The 18898-nt window shown below is 65.6% G+C and carries 19 protein-coding genes; 4 read left to right on the top strand and 15 right to left on the bottom strand.

Annotated elements, in window-relative coordinates; all coding sequences use genetic code 11:
* Nucleotides 1-7 precede the first annotated feature (7 nt).
* From JHC36_RS06100 to JHC36_RS06030, 15 genes are all read right to left on the bottom strand, one after another.
* Complete coding sequence (locus tag JHC36_RS06100; protein WP_287917105.1) at nucleotides 8-742, bottom strand: phosphoribosylanthranilate isomerase; 735 nt, start codon at nucleotides 740-742, stop codon at nucleotides 8-10.
* A complete protein-coding gene (gene truA / locus JHC36_RS06095; RefSeq protein WP_287917103.1) occupies nucleotides 739-1563 on the bottom strand; it encodes a tRNA pseudouridine(38-40) synthase TruA in 825 nt (274 codons plus the stop codon). The genes JHC36_RS06100 and truA overlap by 4 nt, the downstream gene beginning before the upstream one ends.
* Nucleotides 1560-4169: a type IV pilus assembly protein FimV gene (locus tag JHC36_RS06090; protein WP_287917102.1), complete on the bottom strand. Its 2610-nt coding sequence runs from the start codon at nucleotides 4167-4169 to the stop codon at nucleotides 1560-1562. Before JHC36_RS06090 ends, truA begins: the two co-directional genes overlap by 4 nt.
* A 210-nt stretch (nucleotides 4170-4379) precedes the next feature.
* Complete coding sequence (gene asd, locus JHC36_RS06085) at nucleotides 4380-5510, bottom strand: aspartate-semialdehyde dehydrogenase (protein WP_287917100.1); 1131 nt, start codon at nucleotides 5508-5510, stop codon at nucleotides 4380-4382.
* Nucleotides 5511-5944: 434 nt separating this feature from the next.
* Nucleotides 5945-7015: a 3-isopropylmalate dehydrogenase gene (gene leuB / locus JHC36_RS06080; protein ID WP_287917098.1), complete on the bottom strand. Its 1071-nt coding sequence runs from the start codon at nucleotides 7013-7015 to the stop codon at nucleotides 5945-5947.
* 94 nt (nucleotides 7016-7109) lie between these two features.
* Nucleotides 7110-7760 (bottom strand): 3-isopropylmalate dehydratase small subunit, encoded by a 651-nt coding sequence (gene leuD, locus JHC36_RS06075; RefSeq protein WP_124224042.1) that lies wholly within the window; start codon nucleotides 7758-7760, stop codon nucleotides 7110-7112.
* Nucleotides 7761-7793: 33 nt separating this feature from the next.
* The gene (locus JHC36_RS06070; protein ID WP_124224043.1) at nucleotides 7794-7922 is read right to left on the bottom strand and encodes an entericidin A/B family lipoprotein; all 129 of its coding nucleotides are present in this window, start codon (nucleotides 7920-7922) and stop codon (nucleotides 7794-7796) included.
* A gap of 16 nt (nucleotides 7923-7938) precedes the next feature.
* Entirely contained in the window at nucleotides 7939-9402 is a 1464-nt protein-coding gene (leuC, locus tag JHC36_RS06065) for a 3-isopropylmalate dehydratase large subunit (RefSeq protein ID WP_287917095.1), read from the bottom strand.
* 299 nt (nucleotides 9403-9701) lie between these two features.
* Nucleotides 9702-11012 (bottom strand): citrate synthase, encoded by a 1311-nt coding sequence (locus JHC36_RS06060; protein ID WP_124224072.1) that lies wholly within the window; start codon nucleotides 11010-11012, stop codon nucleotides 9702-9704.
* A gap of 33 nt (nucleotides 11013-11045) precedes the next feature.
* Entirely contained in the window at nucleotides 11046-11369 is a 324-nt protein-coding gene (locus JHC36_RS06055) for an FAD assembly factor SdhE (protein WP_287917092.1), read from the bottom strand.
* A gap of 19 nt (nucleotides 11370-11388) precedes the next feature.
* Nucleotides 11389-12093, bottom strand: coding sequence for a succinate dehydrogenase iron-sulfur subunit (locus JHC36_RS06050; RefSeq protein ID WP_124224047.1), 705 nt, complete (start codon nucleotides 12091-12093; stop codon nucleotides 11389-11391).
* A 23-nt stretch (nucleotides 12094-12116) separates the two neighbouring features.
* Nucleotides 12117-13925, bottom strand: coding sequence for a succinate dehydrogenase flavoprotein subunit (gene sdhA, locus JHC36_RS06045; protein WP_287917089.1), 1809 nt, complete (start codon nucleotides 13923-13925; stop codon nucleotides 12117-12119).
* Nucleotides 13926-13952: 27 nt separating this feature from the next.
* On the bottom strand, nucleotides 13953-14321 hold the full coding sequence (sdhD, locus tag JHC36_RS06040) for a succinate dehydrogenase, hydrophobic membrane anchor protein (protein ID WP_287917086.1): 369 nt from the start codon (nucleotides 14319-14321) through the stop codon (nucleotides 13953-13955).
* An 18-nt stretch (nucleotides 14322-14339) separates the two neighbouring features.
* The gene (gene sdhC / locus JHC36_RS06035; protein ID WP_124224073.1) at nucleotides 14340-14771 is read right to left on the bottom strand and encodes a succinate dehydrogenase, cytochrome b556 subunit; all 432 of its coding nucleotides are present in this window, start codon (nucleotides 14769-14771) and stop codon (nucleotides 14340-14342) included.
* Nucleotides 14772-14939: 168 nt separating this feature from the next.
* Nucleotides 14940-15719 (bottom strand): GntR family transcriptional regulator, encoded by a 780-nt coding sequence (locus tag JHC36_RS06030; protein ID WP_287917083.1) that lies wholly within the window; start codon nucleotides 15717-15719, stop codon nucleotides 14940-14942.
* A gap of 267 nt (nucleotides 15720-15986) precedes the next feature.
* Between JHC36_RS06030 and JHC36_RS06025 the strand changes: the two genes are divergently transcribed.
* The 4 genes from JHC36_RS06025 to JHC36_RS06010 form a co-directional block, all read left to right on the top strand.
* Nucleotides 15987-16973, top strand: a complete 987-nt coding sequence (locus JHC36_RS06025) for a malate dehydrogenase (RefSeq protein WP_287917081.1) — start codon at nucleotides 15987-15989, stop codon at nucleotides 16971-16973.
* Between the two features lie 23 nt (nucleotides 16974-16996).
* Entirely contained in the window at nucleotides 16997-17977 is a 981-nt protein-coding gene (locus tag JHC36_RS06020) for an HpcH/HpaI aldolase/citrate lyase family protein (protein WP_287917079.1), read from the top strand.
* Nucleotides 17978-18016: 39 nt separating this feature from the next.
* On the top strand, nucleotides 18017-18571 hold the full coding sequence (locus tag JHC36_RS06015; protein ID WP_287917077.1) for a hypothetical protein: 555 nt from the start codon (nucleotides 18017-18019) through the stop codon (nucleotides 18569-18571).
* An 81-nt stretch (nucleotides 18572-18652) separates the two neighbouring features.
* A partial coding sequence (locus JHC36_RS06010; RefSeq protein WP_287917075.1) for an aconitate B occupies nucleotides 18653-18898 on the top strand: 246 nt, incomplete at its 3' end.

The following is an 18898-nucleotide window of genomic DNA, read 5'->3' as shown; positions in this document are numbered from 1 at the left end:
TATCGGGTCAGGAGGCGTCGGCCGCACGCACGGCGGCGACGAACTGGTGTATCCGCAGAGCGTCCTTGACGCCCTTGAGCGGGCGGCCGTCAGGCCCGAGGGCTTCGACGCCGGAGCTGACGTCCACCGCGAGCGAGCGGCCGCGCGAGCGCAGCGCGCGGATGCCATCGCCCACGTTTGCAGGTGTGAGCCCACCACTCAAGACGAGGTGAGCGTCGACGTTTGGTGGAAGAAGTGACCAATCGAATGGGGTGCCGCCGCCACCGTAACCCTCGACATGCGCGTCGAGGAGGATGGCCTGGGCGTGATGCCAAGTGTGGACAAATTCTAGCAAGTCGAAAGCCGACCCCGCGGGGATACGGGCCGCACGCATCCAGGCCCAGCCGCAGGTGGCCGCGGCTTCCAGGCATGCCTCGGGCGTCTCATCCCCATGAAATTGCAGCAAACCCGGCGTGAATTGGTCGGTGATTGCTCTGATTTTGGAAGCGTCTTCGTTCACGAACAGCAGCACCGGCGTGACGAAGGGCGGCAGACGACGGGCGAGCGCCGCTGCGCGTTCGGGCAACACGTAGCGCGGGCTCTTCGCATAGAGCACGAAACCGACCGCATCGGCGCCGGCCGCGACCGCCGCATCGACATCGGCTTCGCGCGTGAGGCCGCAGATCTTGATGCGGGTGCGGGGGCGGGGCTCGGTGGGGGCGAGGGCAGGGGGCGGGGACTGCGTGGCGGTTGGGCGGCTCATGCCCAATCATACGCAGCCACCCGCTCCGGCAAGCCCCAGTGGGGCGCGTAGACGGGTCCGACGAAATACAGGCCATCGGGCGCAAAGGTCGGCGCGGCGGCGTCCCGGCTGCGGGCGGCGAGCACCTCGCGCATCCAGTCCGGGTGCGCGAGCCCCTGTCCCACGCGGACCAGACAGCCCATGAGGTTGCGGATCATGTGGTGAAGAAAAGCGTTCGCCTCGAATTCGAAGCGCCAGTAGGCCCCCCGGCGCTCGATGTCGATGCGCGTGAGGTTCTTCACCGGGCTTGCGGCCTGACATTCGGCGGCGCGGAAGGAGCTGAAGTCATGCTCGCCGATGAGGTGCGCCGCCGCAGCACGCATGGCCACGCCGTCGAGCGGACGAAACACCCAGCCCACGCGTCCGGCTTCGAGGCTCGGGCGCACGGGCGACTCCAGCAGCACATAGCGGTAGCGCCGCGCGATGGCGCTGGCGCGGGCATGAAAGCCGGCCGGCACGGGCTGCGCCCACTGCACCGCGATGTCCGGGGGCAGGAAACGGTTGGTGCCCCGCACCCAGGATGCGGGGGCGCGCTCGATGTCGGTGTCGAAATGCACCACCTGCATCAGACCGTGCACACCGGCATCGGTGCGACCGGCGCAGAGCGTCGAGATGGGTTTGCAAGCAAAGTCGGCCAGCGCGCGCTCCAGCCGGTCTTGCACCGTCTGGCCCGAGGGCTGGCTTTGCCAACCTTGGTACCCGCGGCCGTCATAGCTGACGCCCAGCGCGATCCGGCTACCGGTCCTGGCGACCGGAGCCGGGTCTCTGGCAGTCTCGCTCAACCCAAATCGTCCCGGAATTGCTGCGCCTTGAGCTTCAGGGGCCCCGACGCGGCGGCGAGCACCTCTTCGGCGAGGGCCCGCGCGCCTTCGGTGTCGCCGATGCCGCGCAGTTCGTGTGCCAGCGCCAGTTTGGTTTCGAGTTCATCGGCGTCGCCACCCAGCGAGGCGGGCTCGGTGGGGGCTGGCGCGGCGGGGGTCGGGGCCGCAGACGGCTCGAAATCGAAGCTCAGCGGCGGCATCGAAGATGCCGCAGCCGCAGGGGTGGGTGCCTTGGCATCGGTGGCGGCGGCCACGGCATTCGGCTCGAGGTCCAAGGACAAAGTGCCCAAATCGAATTCGAGCAAGGCTTCATCGCCGCCCTTGGGCGCGTTGGCGAGGGGCTCGGCGGCAGCTTGGGTTTCCGCGGCAGCGGCGAACGCCGGTTCAGCGGCAGGCGCCGGGTCTGCTTGCGCCGGTGTGGCGGCCGAGTCGCTGGCTGCGGGTTCGCCTCGTGCACCGCTCGGCTCTTCCGGCAAGGGACTGTCGAACTGGCTCAAATCGAAGTCCACGCCCGACTGCGAGGGCGAAAACTCCGGCTTCGGATTCACTGGAATCGTGCTGGGCGCGAACAGCGGCGAGGGCGCGGATTCGGGTGTCGGCGGAGCCGATTCCGGGGCCTGTCCCGAATAGACCGGGTTGTTGGGGTCGATCGAACGCCCGATCTCGCACAAGCGCTGCCACTCGGGGCCCATTCCTTCGGTGATGCGGAGCACCTGTTTGGCCAGAGCCTCGACCGCGCGGGCATCCCGCCGCTTGGCATAAATCTCGGCGAGCTTGACGTGGATGGCGACCCGGTTGGGGTGCAGCTTGAGCGCTTCCTTGAGGATTTCCTCGGCCTGCAGATCGCGTCCGTATGCCAGATAGACATCGGCCTCGGCGACGGGGTCCACATCGCCGCCCGCTTCGAGTTGGCTCGGCGAGTAGGCGAGCGACGAGTTGCCGCTGGGTTTTTCGTCGCTCGTGTCGACATGCTGGCCGCCACTCGAACCAAAGAACGAGTCGGGCTGTACACGGCTCTCGAGGAAACTGCTCTCTTCGTGCGCCTTGCTTGCCTTGTTGGCACGCATCCGGTAGATACCAAAGCCCGCCAGCAGGGCGATCAAGGCCGCACCGGCACCGGGAATCAAGGGGTTCTCGAGCAAGCTGTCGAGTAAAGAGGGCTCGGGTGCCGGGGCCGCGGGCGCCGCTTTCGCCACGGCCGGCCGGGAAGCGGGCGCCTGGGCTTTGGACGCCGGGGCGCTCGCAACGGCGCTGGCCGGTGCGGCGGCAGCCGATGCAGCGATCGAAGCGGCAGCGGCCGGTGCCGAAGCCGCAGCCGGGGCGGGCTGGGCCGTGGCGGACACGGCCGCCGAGGCCGCGGGCGCAGTCGCTGGCACGGCCAGGCCGGGCTTCGAGGCCGCTGCACTGGCTGCACCGAGCGCCGCGCTGCTGGCTTGGAGCTTGGCCAACTCGTTGGCGTTTCGGGTCAGCTCGGCCAGGCGCTGCTCGGCCTCTTTCTTGCGCAACTCGGCGGCGATTTGCGCTTCACGGTCGCTGGCACTGGCCACTTTGCCTTTGGACAGCGTGAGCTTGTCCGGAGCCACCGCGGCCGGGCGCTTTTCCGTCACTTGAGTTTCGACCTTGCCACTTGCGGCGCGGCTCGAGGCCTCGGTCTGAACCGCTGGAACCGACTGGGCCAGACGGCCACGGAACGCATTGAAGTCCGCACTCTGAAGGGCGAGCACCTGCCGCGCTTCTCCCGGCTCGATGCCGCGCGCGCTCGTCTCGTCGGGCAGGCGCACGACGGCACCGGCGCGTAGGCGGTTGACATTCCCGCCCACGAAGGCGTCGGGGTTGGCACGCAGCAAGGCAACCAACATCTGTTCGAGCGAGACGCCCGCTGGCTTGTGGCGTGCCACGATACCCAAAGCCGTATCGCCGCGGCGGACGGTCACGGTCCCGCCCGTACCTGGCGCTGCGCTCTCCTCCGTGCGTCGCGGTGTGGCCGTTGCGGGCGCCACCGCGACCGGGGCGGCGGGGCGAGGCGCGCTGACGACAGCCGGCAGCGTCGTGCCGCGATCGGCCGGCTTGGCGGCCGGGTTTTTCGGCGGGTCGAGCAGCAGGGTGTATTCGCGGGTCAAGCGCCCGCTGGCCCAGTTGGCCTCGAGGATCAGGTCGAGAAAGGGTTCGTTGACGGCCCGCTCCCCTTGGATGCGGAGGACGCGGGTTCCGTCGGGCCGTTGTTGGAGCGTGACTTTGGCACCGGCGAGTGCGGCGTTGTAGTCGACACCGGCAGCACGAAAGGCCGACGCTGGCGCGAGGCTGACCCGCAGGCTCGCCGCTTCGTCGGCGTCGATCTGCAGCACCTCGACCGCTGCATCCAGTGGCTCACCGAGGGCCGATTGAACCCGAATGGGCCCAAGCCCCAGCGCCTGCGCCGCCCCAGGTGCCAAGCCTGCCGCGATCCAAGCCGCCAGCGCAGCTGCGCGCAAAGCGGTCATCCGGTAGGGTTTGTCGAGCACCGCGCGGCGCGGCCCATGCTGCGATCCGGTGCCTGCAGACGCACCGGATTTTGTGTTGTTCATCATGCGTGACCATCCAGACACGAAACCGTGGTCGTTTGAAGGTAACAGCATTGCTGGGGAGAAACAAGGCGAAGCGCCCTTGGGGGCGCTGCATTGGAGCATCCGGCCGAGGAACGACGCCTGGGTGTTGCCTGTCGACAACGCAGGAGTGGGCGCCGGACACGGTCAACGGCACCGCGCGCCCAGACCAAGCGCCGCACCGGCTGCCCCGGCTCAGGCTTGCAGCAGGATGCGCAGCATGCGGCGCAGCGGTTCGGCCGCGCCCCAAAGCAGTTGGTCGCCCACGGTGAAGGCGCCGAGGTACTCCGGCCCCATGGCGAGCTTGTGCAGGCGGCCCACCGGCACGGTGAGGGTGCCGGTGACGGCGGCGGGGGTGAGTTCTCGCTCGGTCGCCTCGCGTTCGTTGGGCACCACCTTGACCCAATCGTTGGCGCCCGCGAGCAGGGCTTCGATCTCGGCCAGCGGCACGTCCTTCTTCAGCTTGACCGTGAGCCCTTGCGAGTGGCAGCGCATCGCGCCGATGCGCACGCACAGGCCGTCGATGGGAATGCTGCCCGGGCTGCGGAACGCGGGCTTGCCGAGGATCTTGTTGCATTCGGCGCCGCCTTTCCACTCTTCTTTGCTCTGGCCGTGCTCGACGGGTACGTCGATCCACGGAATCAGGCTGCCCGCCAGGGGAACGTTGCGGAAGTGTTGGGTCGGGAAGTCGGGCGAGCGCAGGGTCGCAGCGACCTTGCGGTCAATCTCCAGGATGGCCGAGGCCGGATCGGCGAGTTCGTTCTTGACGGCGTCATGCAAGGCGCCCATTTGCTGCAACAGTTCGCGCATGTTTTGCGCACCGGCGCCCGAGGCCGCCTGGTAGGTCATGGCGCTGACCCACTCGACGAGGTCTGCCTTGAACAGGCCGCCCATGGCCATCAGCATCAGGCTGACGGTGCAGTTGCCGCCGATCCAGTTGCGACCGCCGGCCGCGAGCGCGCGGTCGATGACGTCGCGGTTGACCGGGTCGAGGATGATGACCGCGTCCTCGGCCATGCGCAGCGTGCTCGCCGCATCGATCCAGTGACCTTGCCAGCCCGCCGCGCGCAGTTTGGGGAAGATTTCTTTGGTGTAGTCGCCGCCTTGCGCGGTGATGATGATGTCGCAGCGCCGCAGGGCTTCGAGGTCGAACGCATCCTGCAGTCGGGTTTCGTTCTTCGCCATCGCCGGGGCGGCACCGCCGGCGTTGGAGGTGGAGAAGAACAGCGGCTCGATCAGGTCGAAGTCCTTCTCTTCAACCATGCGATCCATCAACACCGAGCCGACCATGCCTCGCCAGCCGACCAGACCAACCAACTTGCTCATTTGAAACGCCCTTTCAAGTTAAACCCAGATTGTCCATAAGGCGGCCCTGCGGGCCTACGCGCGCCCTGGCGGTCGCTTTGCGGCGTCTTCGCGCCCGTGCTCGTCGCCAATAGGCTTGGCTATTGGCTCTTCCCCCGTGCGCGAATCCACTCGCAAACCGCCGCGCTAGCTTCGCTCGTCCTCATGAACAATCTGGGTTGAAAAACAGTTCCAGACCCGGCTGTTTTTGCCCGGCTCGTCTGGCCGGGAAGGGCGCACGACGAACCCGGCTGGATCAGCCCTGAATGGTCGTGGTTTTGATGGTGTATGCGCGCGCAGCCCCATCGGCCATGGCGGCGGATGCGATGTTCGGGTCGAACGGGCTGGTGGCAAACATAAGGCAAGATTGTAGCGAGGCGCGGCTTGACGCCAGCTGACAAAGCCGCCGGCAGACCTCAGCCGAGTGCTCGGACCACCGCATCGCCCATTTGCGCCGTGCCGACCTGGGTCGTGCCTGCGCTCCAGATGTCGGGGGTGCGCAAGCCCTGCGCCAGGACCTTTTGCACGGCCGTCTCGATGCGCTCGGCGGCTTCGGGCTGGTTGAGCGAGAAGCGCAGCATCATGGCCGCGCTCAGGATGGTCGCCAGCGGGTTCGCGATGCCTTGCCCTGCGATGTCCGGGGCGCTGCCGTGGCTGGGCTCGTACAGGCCCTGGCTCTTCGCGTTCAGGCTGGCCGAGGGCAGCATGCCGATCGAGCCAGTGAGCATCGAGGCTTCGTCGGAGAGGATGTCGCCAAACATATTGCCGGTGACGATGACATCGAATTTCTTCGGCGCTTTGACGAGCTGCATCGCGGCGTTGTCGACATACATGTGCTCGAGCGTCACATCCGGGTATTGCTGGCCGACTTCCGTGACCACGTCCTTCCAGAGCTGGAAGGTCTCGAGCACGTTGGCCTTGTCGACGCTGGTGACTTTTTTGTTGCGCTTGCGCGCGGCCTGGAACGCCACATGGGCGATGCGCTCGATCTCCGGGCGGCTGTAGCGCATGGTGTCGAAAGCTTCCTCGGCGCCGGGGAAGTGCCCGTCGGTCGCGACGCGGCGGCCGCGCGGCTGGCCGAAGTAAATGTCGCCGGTGAGCTCGCGGATGATGAGGATGTCCAGCCCCGCGACCAGTTCGGGCTTGAGGCTGGAGGCGCCGACCAGTTGTTCGTAGCAGATGGCCGGGCGGAAGTTGGCGAACAGGCCGAGGTGCTTGCGCAGGCCGAGAATGGCTTGCTCGGGGCGCAGCGCGCGCTCGAGCGTGTCGTACTTCCAGTCGCCCACGGCACCGAAGAGCACGGCGTCGGCTTCGCGCGCGAGTTTCAGCGTGGCTTCGGGCAGCGGATGGCCGCTGGTCTCGAAGGCGGCTCCGCCCACAGGAGCGTACTCCAGCTCGAGGGGCAGCGCGAGCGCTTGGAGGACCTTCACCGCTTCGGCGACGATTTCGGTGCCGATGCCGTCACCGGGAAGAACTGCGATTTTCATTTTGCTATCAGAAAAGGAGCTAGAAACGCTTGTTTTTCGCCGGCAATCGGCCAAAAAATCTCAAAAAGGGCCGAACCGAGTCCTGCCGAACCCATCAGAGCGGCAAGCTGCGGGCGAGCCAGGGCATGCGGGCCAGGCGTTCGGCCTCGAAGGCGGCGATCTTGTCCTTGTGACGCAGGGTCAGGCCGATATCATCGAGGCCGTTGAGCAGGCAGTACTTGCGGAAGGCGTTGACTTCGAACGGGACTTCTTCGCCCTGCGGCTTGACGATCACCTGCCGCTCGAGGTCGATGGTGAGCGCATAGCCCGGAAACGCCGCGACCTCGTCAAACAGCTGGTCGACCGTGGCCTCACTCAGCGTGATGGGCAGCAGGCCGTTCTTGAAGCAGTTGTTGAAGAAGATATCGGCGAAGCTGGGTGCGATCAGCGCCCGAAAGCCGTATTGCTCGAGTGCCCAGGGCGCGTGCTCGCGGCTCGATCCGCAGCCGAAGTTCTTGCGTGCGAGCAGGATCGAGGCCCCCGCGTAACGCGGCTGGTTCAGCACGAAATCCGGGTTGGGCCGGCGCGTGGCAGGGTCCTTGCCGGGGTAGCCGGGGTCGAGATAGCGCCATTCGTCGAACAGGTGCGGCCCAAATCCGGTTTTATGGATGGACTTGAGGAACTGTTTGGGAATGATGGCGTCGGTGTCGACGTTCTCGCGGTCCATCGGGGCCACGATCCCTTGGTGCACGGTGAATTTCTGCATGTTGTTCGTTCGGTTTAGGCGCCATGAAGGCGCTTACTTCACGGCCTTCTCGATGGCCGCGCCCGCTTTTTGAACGTCTTGGCCGACGCCTTTGATGGTGTTGCAACCGGCAAGAGCCAGAGCCAGCATCAGGACCACGCCAGTGAGCAGCGAAGATTTCATGGACGGCCTCCGAAATTCATCCGGCGTAGGGCCGGACATCGACGAAATGCCCGTGGACGGCTGCGGCTGCGGCCATCGCGGGTGAGACGAGATGGGTGCGGCCACCCGCGCCCTGACGTCCTTCGAAGTTGCGGTTGCTGGTGCTGGCGCAGCGCTCGCCGGGCTCGAGTCGGTCGGCGTTCATGGCCAGACACATCGAGCAGCCCGGCTCGCGCCAGTCGAAGCCCGCGGCCCGGAAGATTTCATGCAGGCCCTCGCGCTCAGCCTGTTCTTTCACCAGGCCCGAACCCGGAACGACCATGGCGAGCTTCACATGGCGTGCCACCTTCTGTCCCAGCCGCTTCACGACCGCGGCGGCCTCGCGCAAGTCCTCGATGCGGCTGTTGGTGCAGGAACCGATGAACACCTTGTCGACGGCGATGTCGGTCATCGGCTTACCCGGCTCGAGACCCATGTAGGTCAAGGCGCGCTCGATGGCCGCGCGCTTGGTCGGGTCGCGCTCGCGGTCGGGGTCGGGAACGCGGCCGTCGATGCCGGTGACCATCTCGGGCGAGGTGCCCCAGGTCACTTGAGGAACGATTTGAGCGGCGTCGATTTCGACGACCGCATCGAAATGGGCGCCGGGGTCGCTGTGCAGGGTGCGCCAGTAGCGCACCGCCTGGTCCCATTCGGGGCCACCGACGAAGCGGCCGCTGGCGGTGTCGGTGCCCGGCGCGAGCAGCCGGCCGCGCACGTATTCGATGGTCTTGTCGTCGACCGCCACGAGTCCCGCGCGTGCGCCCGCTTCGATCGCCATGTTGCACACCGTCATGCGGCCTTCCATGGAGAGCGCGCGGATGGCGCTGCCGGCGAACTCGATGGTGTAGCCGGTCCCGCCGGCCGTACCGATGCGCCCGATGATGGCGAGCACGATATCCTTGGCCGTGACGCCCGGTTGCAAGGCGCCCTCGACCCGAATCAGCATGTTTTTGGCCTTCTTGGCGAGCAAGGTCTGCGTGGCCAGTACATGCTCGACCTCGCTCGTGCCGATCCCGTGGGCCAGCGCACCGAAGGCGCCATGAGTCGAGGTGTGCGAATCGCCGCACACCACCGTCATGCCGGGCAGCGTGGCACCGTTCTCCGGGCCGATGACGTGGACGATGCCTTGGCGTTTGCTGAGGAAGGGGAAATAAGCCGCGGCGCCAACCGCGCGGATGTTGGCGTCGAGCGTGAGGATCTGTTCTTTGCTGATCGGGTCGGTGATGCCGTCGTAACCGAGTTCCCACCCCGTCGTGGGCGTGTTGTGGTCGGCCGTGGCGACGACGGAACTCACGCGCCAGACCTTGCGGCCCGCCTCGCGCAGGCCCTCGAAGGCCTGCGGGCTGGTCACTTCATGGACGAGGTGACGGTCGATGTAGAGGATGGCGGTGCCGTCTTCCTCGGTGTGGACGACATGCTCGTCCCAGAGCTTGTCGTAAAGCGTGCGTGCGGCCTGGGTCATGGAAGGATGTGCTGCGCTGCGGTGGCGGGATGAACGACGGATTTTAATCGGGCAGGGCTGTCGGTACCGCTGTTGGTGCCGCTGTCAATGCCGCCGGCGTCTCTCGACCGGCGTCCGGACGGCCCGAGGCGCGAAATTTTTGGTAATTTCCCTGAAATCCCGGCGTCAAACCACAAGGTAACGCTATCAAAAAGTGACTTCTCAAAACGGCACCGCCCGCCCGCGGTGAGCGGGTGGGCGGTGACCGGCGCGGCTGCCGCGGCCCGCCCGCAGGGACGAGCGGCACGCGGCGGCGGTGCTCAGCGCTGATCGAGCGGCTTGACGTCGCGGCGCGCCGCACCCGTGTAGAGCTGGCGCGGACGGCCAATCTTGTACTCTGGGTCGGCGAGCATCTCGTTGAGCTGGGCGATCCAGCCCACGGTCCGCGCGAGCGCGAAGATGCCGGTGAAGAGGCTCACCGGAATGCCGATCGCGCGCTGCACGATGCCCGAATAGAAGTCGACGTTCGGGTAGAGCTTGCGCTGCACGAAATAGTCGTCCTCGAGGGCGATCTTTTCGAGTTCCTTGGCGAGCTTGAACAGCGGATCGTTCTCGAGACCCAGCTCGGACAGAACCTCGTTGCAGGTTTCTTGCATCAGCTTGGCGCGCGGGTCGTAGTTCTTGTAGACGCGGTGGCCAAAGCCCATGAGCTTGACGCCCGAGCTCTTGTCCTTGACCTTCTCCATGAATTCGCCCACTTTGGCGACGCCGCCCATGGCCTGGATTTCTTCGAGCATGTTCAGGCAGGCCTCGTTGGCGCCGCCGTGCGCCGGGCCCCAGAGGCAGGCCACACCGGCTGCAATCGCGGCGTAGGGGTTGGTGCCCGAGCTGCCGCACAACCGCACGGTCGAGGTCGAAGCGTTTTGCTCGTGGTCGGCATGCAGGATGAAGATGCGGTCGAGCGCGCGCTCGAGCACCGGGTTGACTTTGTATTCCTCGCAGGGCGTGCCAAACATCATGCGCAGGAAGTTGCCCGCGTAGGACAGGTCGTTGCGCGGATACATGTAGGGCTGGCCGATGCCGTACTTGTAGGCCATGGCGACCAAAGTGGGCATCTTTGCGATCAGGCGAATCGCCGCGATCTTGCGGTGTTCCGCGTTGTGGATGTCGGTGCTGTCGTGATAGAAGGCCGAAAGCGCACCCACCAAGCCCGTGAGCACCGCCATCGGGTGCGCGTCCCGACGGAAGCCGCGCAGGAAGAACTGCATCTGCTCATGCACCATCGTGTGGTTGATGATGAGCTTGTGGAATTCATCGCGTTCGTTGGCGTTGGGCAATTCCCCGTTGAGCAGCAGATAGCAGGTATCGAGATAGTCACACTGCGTGGCCAGTTGCTCGATCGGGTAGCCGCGATACAGCAGTTCACCCTTGTCGCCGTCGATGTAGGTGATGGCCGACTGGCACGATGCGGTTGAGAGAAAACCCGGGTCGTAGGTGAACATGCCCGTTTGCGCGTAGAGCTTGCGGATGTCGATCACATCCGGGCCCAGCGTACCCTGGTAGACCGGCAGGTCGACGCTCGGGCTGCCGTTGGAGAACGAGAGCGTGGCTTTGGTGTCGGAGAGTTTCATCATGGTCTCGAGGAGAGTGGTTTGGGAAATCGGTCAGGCCAGGGTGGGTGATGGGGGCTCACGAAGCTGGGCCAGGACGAGCCGCACCGCTTCGGCATCCCGCCCGACCCACTCGGACCCGGGTTCGCGCCGGGCCAGCAGCAGATCGAGCAGATCGTTGTCTGCCAAAGCCATCAAGGCGTAGAGGCCGCGGGCTTGCGCGTAGGTCAGGTGCCGTTCGTAACGCTGGAAAAACCGCTCGATGAAGAGGTCGTTTTCGAGCAGGCCGCGACGGCATCGCCACCGCAGCCGGCTCAAGTCCCGTTCGCTGACGACTTCGTCGTCGGCTCCGGCTTCGAGGAAGCGATCGGTTTCCAAGCGGTGTCGCCCTGCGTCGTCAGACGGTGCGCTGGACCATCATTTCCTTGATCTTGCCGATCGCCAGCGTGGGGTTCAAACCCTTGGGGCAGACGTCGACGCAGTTCATGATGGTGTGGCAGCGGAACAGACGGTACGGATCCTCGAGGTTGTCGAGGCGCTCGGCCGTGGCCTCGTCGCGGCTGTCGGCCAGGAAGCGATAGGCCTGCAGCAGACCCGCGGGCCCGACGAACTTGTCGGGGTTCCACCAGAAGCTCGGGCAGCTCGTCGAGCAGCTGGCGCAGAGGATGCACTCGTAGAGGCCGTTGAGCTCCTCGCGCTCCTCGGGGCTTTGCAGCCGCTCTTTTTCGGGCGGAATCGAGTCGTTGATCAGATACGGCTTGATCGAGTGGTACTGTTTGAAGAACAGCGTCATGTCCACGATCAGGTCGCGAACCACCGGCAGGCCGGGCAGCGGCTTCAACACGATGGTCTGCGGCAGCGTGCGCATGTTGGTCAGGCAGGCCAAGCCGTTCTTCCCGTTGATGTTCATCGCGTCCGAGCCGCAGACACCTTCACGGCAGGAGCGGCGGAACGAAAGCGTCGGGTCGATGGCCTTGAGTTTCATGAGGACGTCGAGCAGCATGCGCTCGTGTCCGTCGAGTTCGACCTCGAGCGTCTGCATGTAGGGCTTGGCGTCCTTGTCCGGGTCGTAGCGATAGATCTTGAACGTGCGTTTTTCCATGATGGGGCTCCGGTTCGGACGGCTCAGAACGTGCGGACTTTCGGTGGAATCGATTCCACCGTCAGCGGTTTGAGGTTGACGGGCTTGTAGCTCAGGCTGTTGGTGGCGCGGTGCCACAGCGTGTGCTTGAGCCAGTTCGCGTCGTCGCGGCCCAACGGCGCGACCGGGTCGTCGGCGGGGCGCTCGTAGTCTTTGACGGTGTGCGCACCCCGGCATTCGTGGCGGGCCGCGGCCGATACCATCGTGGCTTGTGCGGCTTCGATGAGGTTCTCGACCTCGAGCGCCTCGATGCGCGCGGTGTTGAAGACGCGCGATTTGTCCTTGAGCCCGATGGCCGCCACGCGCTTGCGCAACTCGGCGACCTTGACCACGCCCTCGTCCATGCTCTTTTGGGTGCGGAACACGCCGGCATGCTGTTGCATCGTGGCGCGCAGTTCATTGGCCACATCTTGCGCATACTCGCCCGAAGTGGCGTCTTCGAGGCGGTTGACGCGCTCGAGCGTGGCGTCTGCAGCATCCGCCGGCAGCGGCTTGTGTTCACCGAAGCTGCGAACGAACTCGACGATGTGGTTGCCCGCGGAGCGGCCGAACACCAGCAGGTCGAGCAGCGAGTTGGTGCCCAGGCGGTTGGCGCCGTGCACGCTCACGCACGAGCACTCGCCGACCGCGTAAAGGCCCCGGACCGGCACATTGTGGCCCTGCGCGTCGGGGACCACGACCTGGCCGTGGATGTTGGTCGGAATGCCGCCCATCTGGTAGTGGATGGTCGGCACGACGGGAATCGGCTCGCGCGTGATGTCGACGTTGGCGAAATTGACGCCAATCTCATAGACCGAGGGCAGCCGCTTGTGAATCGTCTCGGCGCCCAGGTGGTCGAGCTTGAGCAGGATGTAGTCCTTGTTCGGACCGCAGCCCCGGCCTTCCTTGATTTCCTGGTCCATGCAGCGCGAGACGAAGTCACGCGGCGCGAGGTCCTTGAGCGTGGGCGCGTAGCGCTCCATGAAGCGCTCGCCGTTGCTGTTGAGCAAAATCGCGCCCTCGCCGCGGCAGCCTTCGGTCAGCAGCACACCGGCGCCGGCGACGCCGGTCGGGTGGAACTGCCAGAACTCCATGTCTTGCAGCGGAATGTCGGCCCGTGCGGCCAGGCCCAGGCCGTCGCCCGTGTTGATGAAAGCGTTGGTGCTGGCCGCGAAGATGCGGCCCGCGCCGCCGGTGGCCAGCAAGACCGTCTTGGCTTCGAGGATGTAGAGGTCGCCGGTTTCCATCTCCAGCGCGGTCACGCCGACCACATCGCCCTCGGCGTCGCGGATCAGGTCCAGCGCCATCCATTCGACGAAGAACTGGGTTCGGGCGCGGACGTTTTGCTGGTAGAGCGTATGCAACATCGCATGGCCCGTGCGGTCCGCCGCCGCGCAGGCGCGCTGCACCGGCTTTTCACCGTAATTCGCGGTGTGTCCGCCAAACGGCCGCTGATAGATGGTGCCGTCCGGGTTGCGGTCGAACGGCATACCCATGTGCTCGAGCTCGTACACCACTTTGGGTGCTTCGCGGCACATGAATTCGATCGCGTCCTGGTCACCGAGCCAGTCCGAGCCCTTGATCGTGTCGTAGAAGTGGTAGTGCCAGTTGTCTTCGGACATGTTGCCAAGGCTCGCCCCAATGCCGCCTTGCGCCGCCACCGTGTGCGAGCGGGTCGGGAAAACCTTGGACAGAACAGCGACGTTCAGGCCCGCTTGCGCCAGTTGCAGCGACGCACGCATGCCGGAGCCACCGGCGCCCACGATGACGACGTCGAAGCGACGACGGGCGATGTCTTTTTTCGTGTAACTCATGGTCTCTCGTCTTTCAGAATCGATGGCTTACAGGCGCCAGAGCACTTCGATCGCCCAACCCGCGCAGCCCAACAGCCACACGAGCGTGAAGACCTGCAGCACCAGCCGCACCGAGGTGGGCTTGGCATAGTCCATCCAGATGTTGCGCACACCGATCCAGGCGTGCCAGATCAGCGCGACGATCACCGAGAAGGTCAGCACCTTCATCCAGCGCGCCGCAAAAATACCCGCCCAGGTGTCGTAGCCGATCGGGCCGGCGGAGAACAACAGTTGCACGAGCACCACCAAGGTAAAGGCGGCGAGCACGGCGGCCGTGGCTCCTTGGGCGAGCCAGTCGCCTACACCATAGTGCGCGCCGACGACGCGTCGTTTCGGGCCGTAGTTCACAGTAGCCATGGATTCACTCCTCGCGGATCAATACAAGCCAAACAACTTTGCGCCGAGAACCGCCGTCAGGCCAAGGCTCAGCACGAGCACCGTGACCGCCGATTGGCGGCCGAATTCCTTCGAGAGCTTGTGCGTCACCTCCATGTAGAGATGGCGCAAACCGGCGAACAGGTGGTGGATGAACGCCCACATCAGCGCCAGCGCCACGAGTTTCATGAACCAGCCCGGGACGAAACCGAGCCCCACGTTGAACGCGGCTTTGAAACGCGCAAAGGAAATTTCCGACGAGACGGACGTATCGAACAGCCAGATGATGAGGGGCAACAGCAGGAACATCAGCGCGCCGCTGACTCGGTGCAGGATGGAAACCCAGCCGGCTGGCGGCAGCCGATAGGTGGTGAGGTCCTTGAAGGCATTGATGTTCCGGAACTCGGGTCGTTGCGGTCGGGTTTCAGTCATGCTCATGGTCGACGTCCTCGGTTTGTTATGGGAATCGGTGCGGGAGTTGGGGAAGCGAACGGGAATTCTATTGCGCTGCACCATTGCGAGCGCCGGCCGCAGAGCGACCCTGGGGCGCGCGCCGGTATTCTGCGCTTCTTTGGCCTGCGACGGCGGGCGGTTCCGACTTCATTGGAGTTCGTTGAAGTAGTGATGCGTGTCGGTGCGGTAGAGTCCGCGGCGCAGCTCCATGGGCCGGTCGCCATAGGTGTAGGCGGTGCGCTCGACGCTCAGGAGCGGTGAGCCGGGCGCGATGCCGAGCAGTTCGGCCTGACTCGGGTCGGCTGCGACCGCGCGAATGCGTTCTTCGGCGCGAACCATGCGCACCCCAAATTCTTCCTCGAACAGGGCATAGGTCGGACCCGGGTAGCTGGCCAGGGCGTCCGCCGTGAGCCCTTTGAAGGCGACCCCCGGCAACCAGAGGTCTTCGAGGATGGTCGGGACACCTTTGAACGACAGCACGCGGCGAACCTGGATGACCGGGTCACCCGGGCGCAGACCCAGCCCACGGGCGACATCGCCCGTCGCGCGGGTGCGGCGACAGTCGAGGATGGATCGCTGCGCGGGGCCTTCGCTGTCGAGGTCGCCCTCATCGGGCTTGAGCCGCAGGAAGCGGTATTCGACCTGGCGCTCGGAATGGGTGGCGACGAAGGTGCCCTTGCCCTGGCGGCGCACCAGCAGGTTTTCGGCGGCAAGCTCGTCGATGGCTTTGCGCACCGTTCCCTGGCTGACGCGGAAACGCCCGGCGAGTTCGGTCTCGCTCGGAATCGCTTCGCCCGGCTTCCATTCACCGGCTTGCAAGCTGCGCAGAATCAGTGCCTTGATCTGTTGGTAGAGCGGGCTGAAGGCCGGCGTGTCCACGCCGGCTGCGGAGGCAGGCTCTTCCGGGGTGACGGGTAGATGTTGCATGGTGCCGGCAGCACACGGACGAAGGGTAGACGAAGGAACGGAGGACCGAAAACGGCCATTATCATATCTTATATAAGACATAAGATAAATTGACGTTCAACCCTATCGGCGGTACACTGCCGCCCCTGTGGGCGCGCTCGGGCAACGCTGAATCCGTTCCTGCGATGGCCCGCGCCTGGCCGCTCGCCAGTACAGCACCTGCGCGGGGCGTCGGGCGGCAGAACCCGTGCAATGTTTCATCTTCCTGATTGACCTGGAGTCTTCGCCATGAGCAAAAAACCCGTTCGAGTGGCCGTTACCGGCGCCGCTGGCCAGATTGGCTACGCTTTGTTGTTCCGTATCGCATCGGGTGAGATGCTCGGTAAGGATCAGCCCGTCATCCTGCAACTGCTCGAAATCCCCGACGAGAAAGCGCAGAAGGCGCTCAAAGGCGTGATGATGGAGCTCGAAGACTGCGCCTTCCCGCTGCTCGCCGGAATGGAAGCGCACAGCGACCCGATGACCGCGTTCAAGGACACGGACTACGCGCTGCTCGTCGGTTCGCGTCCGCGCGGGCCGGGCATGGAGCGTGCCGAATTGCTCGCCGTCAACGGCGCCATCTTCATTGCGCAGGGCAAGGCGCTCAACGCCGTGGCGAGCCGCAACGTGAAAGTGCTGGTGGTGGGCAACCCCGCCAATACCAATGCTTGGATCGCGATGAAGAGCGCGCCGGATCTGCCGCGCAAGAACTTCACCGCCATGCTGCGTCTGGACCACAACCGTGCGCTGTCGCAAATTGCGGCCAAGACCGGCAAGCCCGTCTCCAGCATCGAAAAGCTCTGCGTCTGGGGCAACCACTCGCCGACCATGTACGCCGACTACCGGTTCGCGACCATCGAGGGTCAGTCCGTCAAGGAGATGATCAACGACGAAACCTGGAACCGCGAGGTGTTCCTGCCGACCGTGGGCAAGCGCGGTGCTGCGATCATCGAAGCCCGTGGCCTGTCGTCGGCGGCCTCGGCGGCGAATGCCGCCATCGACCACATGCGCGATTGGGCGCTCGGCAGCAATGGGCGTTGGGTCACGATGGGCATCCCGTCCGACGGCTGGTACGACATTCCGAAAGACACCATGTTCGGCTTGCCCGTCGTTTGCGAAGGCGGCGAATACAAAGTCGTCGAAGGCTTGCCGATGGATGACTTCAGCCGCGAGCGCATCGCCATCACGCTCAAGGAACTGCTGGACGAGCAGGCGGCAGTCAAGCACCTCGTCTGAAACACGCCCTTCTTCGCTCGAGCGTGAAAGCCCATCCTCGCGAGGTGCTGCTGGGCGCGCGGTCGGCGCCGCTGTTGCCGGTGTGCGATCACTACAGCGGCGTCGAGGCCCGCATGCGCAAGAGCCTGCAGCTGCAGGCCGAATTGCAGCAGGCGTTTGGCACCTGCGTGATGGACGTCACGCTCGACTGCGAAGACGGTGCGCCCGTGGGTGGCGAGGCCGAACATGCGGCGCTCGTGGCCGAGCTCGCGCGGACGGCGCCGCCCGGGGCGCGCGTTGCCGTTCGCGTCCACGCGGTCGACCATCCTGCCTTCGCGTCGGACGTGGCGCAGATCGTCGCTCAAGCCGGCCAGCGGCTCTGCCATGTGATGGTGCCGAAGGTCGAAAGCGTCGACGACGTCGCGCAGGCGGTGGCCGCCATCGACGCAGCGGGTGGGGCCGATTTACCGCTGCATGTCTTGATCGAGTCCCCGAGGGCCGTGCACCATGCGTTCGAGATCGCCGCGCATCCCCGGGTGCAGTCGCTGAGCTTCGGACTGATGGACTTTGTTTCGGCGCACGGGGGAGCCGTTCCGGCGCAGGCCATGACTTCCACGGGGCAGTTTACGCATCCGCTGGTGGTGCGCGCCAAGCTCGAGGTGGCTTCGGCCGCGCACGCCTGGGGTAAGGTTCCCTCGCACGGTGTCGTGACCGAGATTGCCGACCGCGCCGCTTTGCGCGAGGCAGCGCGTCGCGCCGCCCGAGAGTTCGGCTACACCCGCATGTGGAGCATCCACCCCGATCAGGTGTTGCCGATCGTCGAGGCCTTTGCGCCCGATGCGGCCGAGGTCGAGCAGGCGCAGTCGGTTCTCGAGGCGGCCCTGCGCGCGGACTGGGGGCCCGTGAACGTGGGCGGCGTGCTGCATGACCGGGCGAGTTACCGCTACTGGTGGCAGGTGATCGAGCGCGCCCATCGCACGGGCCGCCCGCTTGGGTCTACCATGAAGGCTTTGCTCGACGCCTGAGCGTCGGAGATCGAAGCCACACGAGAGAAGGAGCTGGTGATGAACATCTGCAACAAGCGGGTACGCGGCCTGATGGGCGGTGCGGTTTTGCTGGGTCTGGCTGTGGCGCCATCGGTTTGGGCCGCGCCGCAAGAGGCGAAGAGCGCGCCTGCCGTGAAAAGACACGCCCCCGCCCCGAAGCAGCCAGCCGCCACCGCGAAGACCCCCGCGGTCGCTGCACCGGCAGCGGAGGAGCCGCTGCAGGCCGAGCAGCTTGCGGTGGCCGAGCAGGTTCAGACCGGCAACATCCCGTGTGAGTTGGGTGCGCGCATCAAGCTCGTCGCCGATGCCGCCAAGCCCGGTTACTTCGACCTCGAGGGGCAGGGCTACCGTTACCGGCTGCACCCGGTGGTGAGCCGCACGGGCGCGATTCGCCTCGAGGATGTGCAGCGCGGCGCCGTCTGGATCCAGTTGGCGAACAAGTCGATGCTGATGGATCAAAAGAACGGCCGCCGTCTGGCCGATGAATGCATGAGCGAGCGTCAGATGGCGGTTGCCGAGGCCTACAAAAAGAACCCGCCGCAGCACTTGCTCGAAGCCGCCGCGCCGAATTGAGATGCAGGCCTTGATTCGCCTGGAGCGCCGCCCGACCCCTCATTTTTGATTCGATCGCCTGAGAAACCCTGGAGTAAGACCATGTTGAAAGCCTACCGTGAACACGTCGCCGAGCGCGCAGCGCTCGGCATCCCGCCCCTGCCGCTGTCGGCCCAGCAGACGGCCGAGCTCATCGAGCTGATCAAGAACCCGCCCGCCGGGGCGAACCCGCAGGAACTGCTCGACCTGCTGGTGCATCGCGTGCCGCCGGGGGTCGATGATGCGGCCAAGGTGAAGGCCTCGTTCCTTGCCGCCGTGGCGCACGGCTCGATCCAGGTTGGCCTGATT

The organism is Tibeticola sp. (assembly GCF_022759015.1).
Lineage (GTDB): Bacteria > Pseudomonadota > Gammaproteobacteria > Burkholderiales > Burkholderiaceae_C > Tibeticola > Tibeticola sediminis.
The sequence above is the reverse complement of the archived record's forward strand: the minus strand, read 5'-3'. Positions and strand labels throughout refer to the sequence as shown.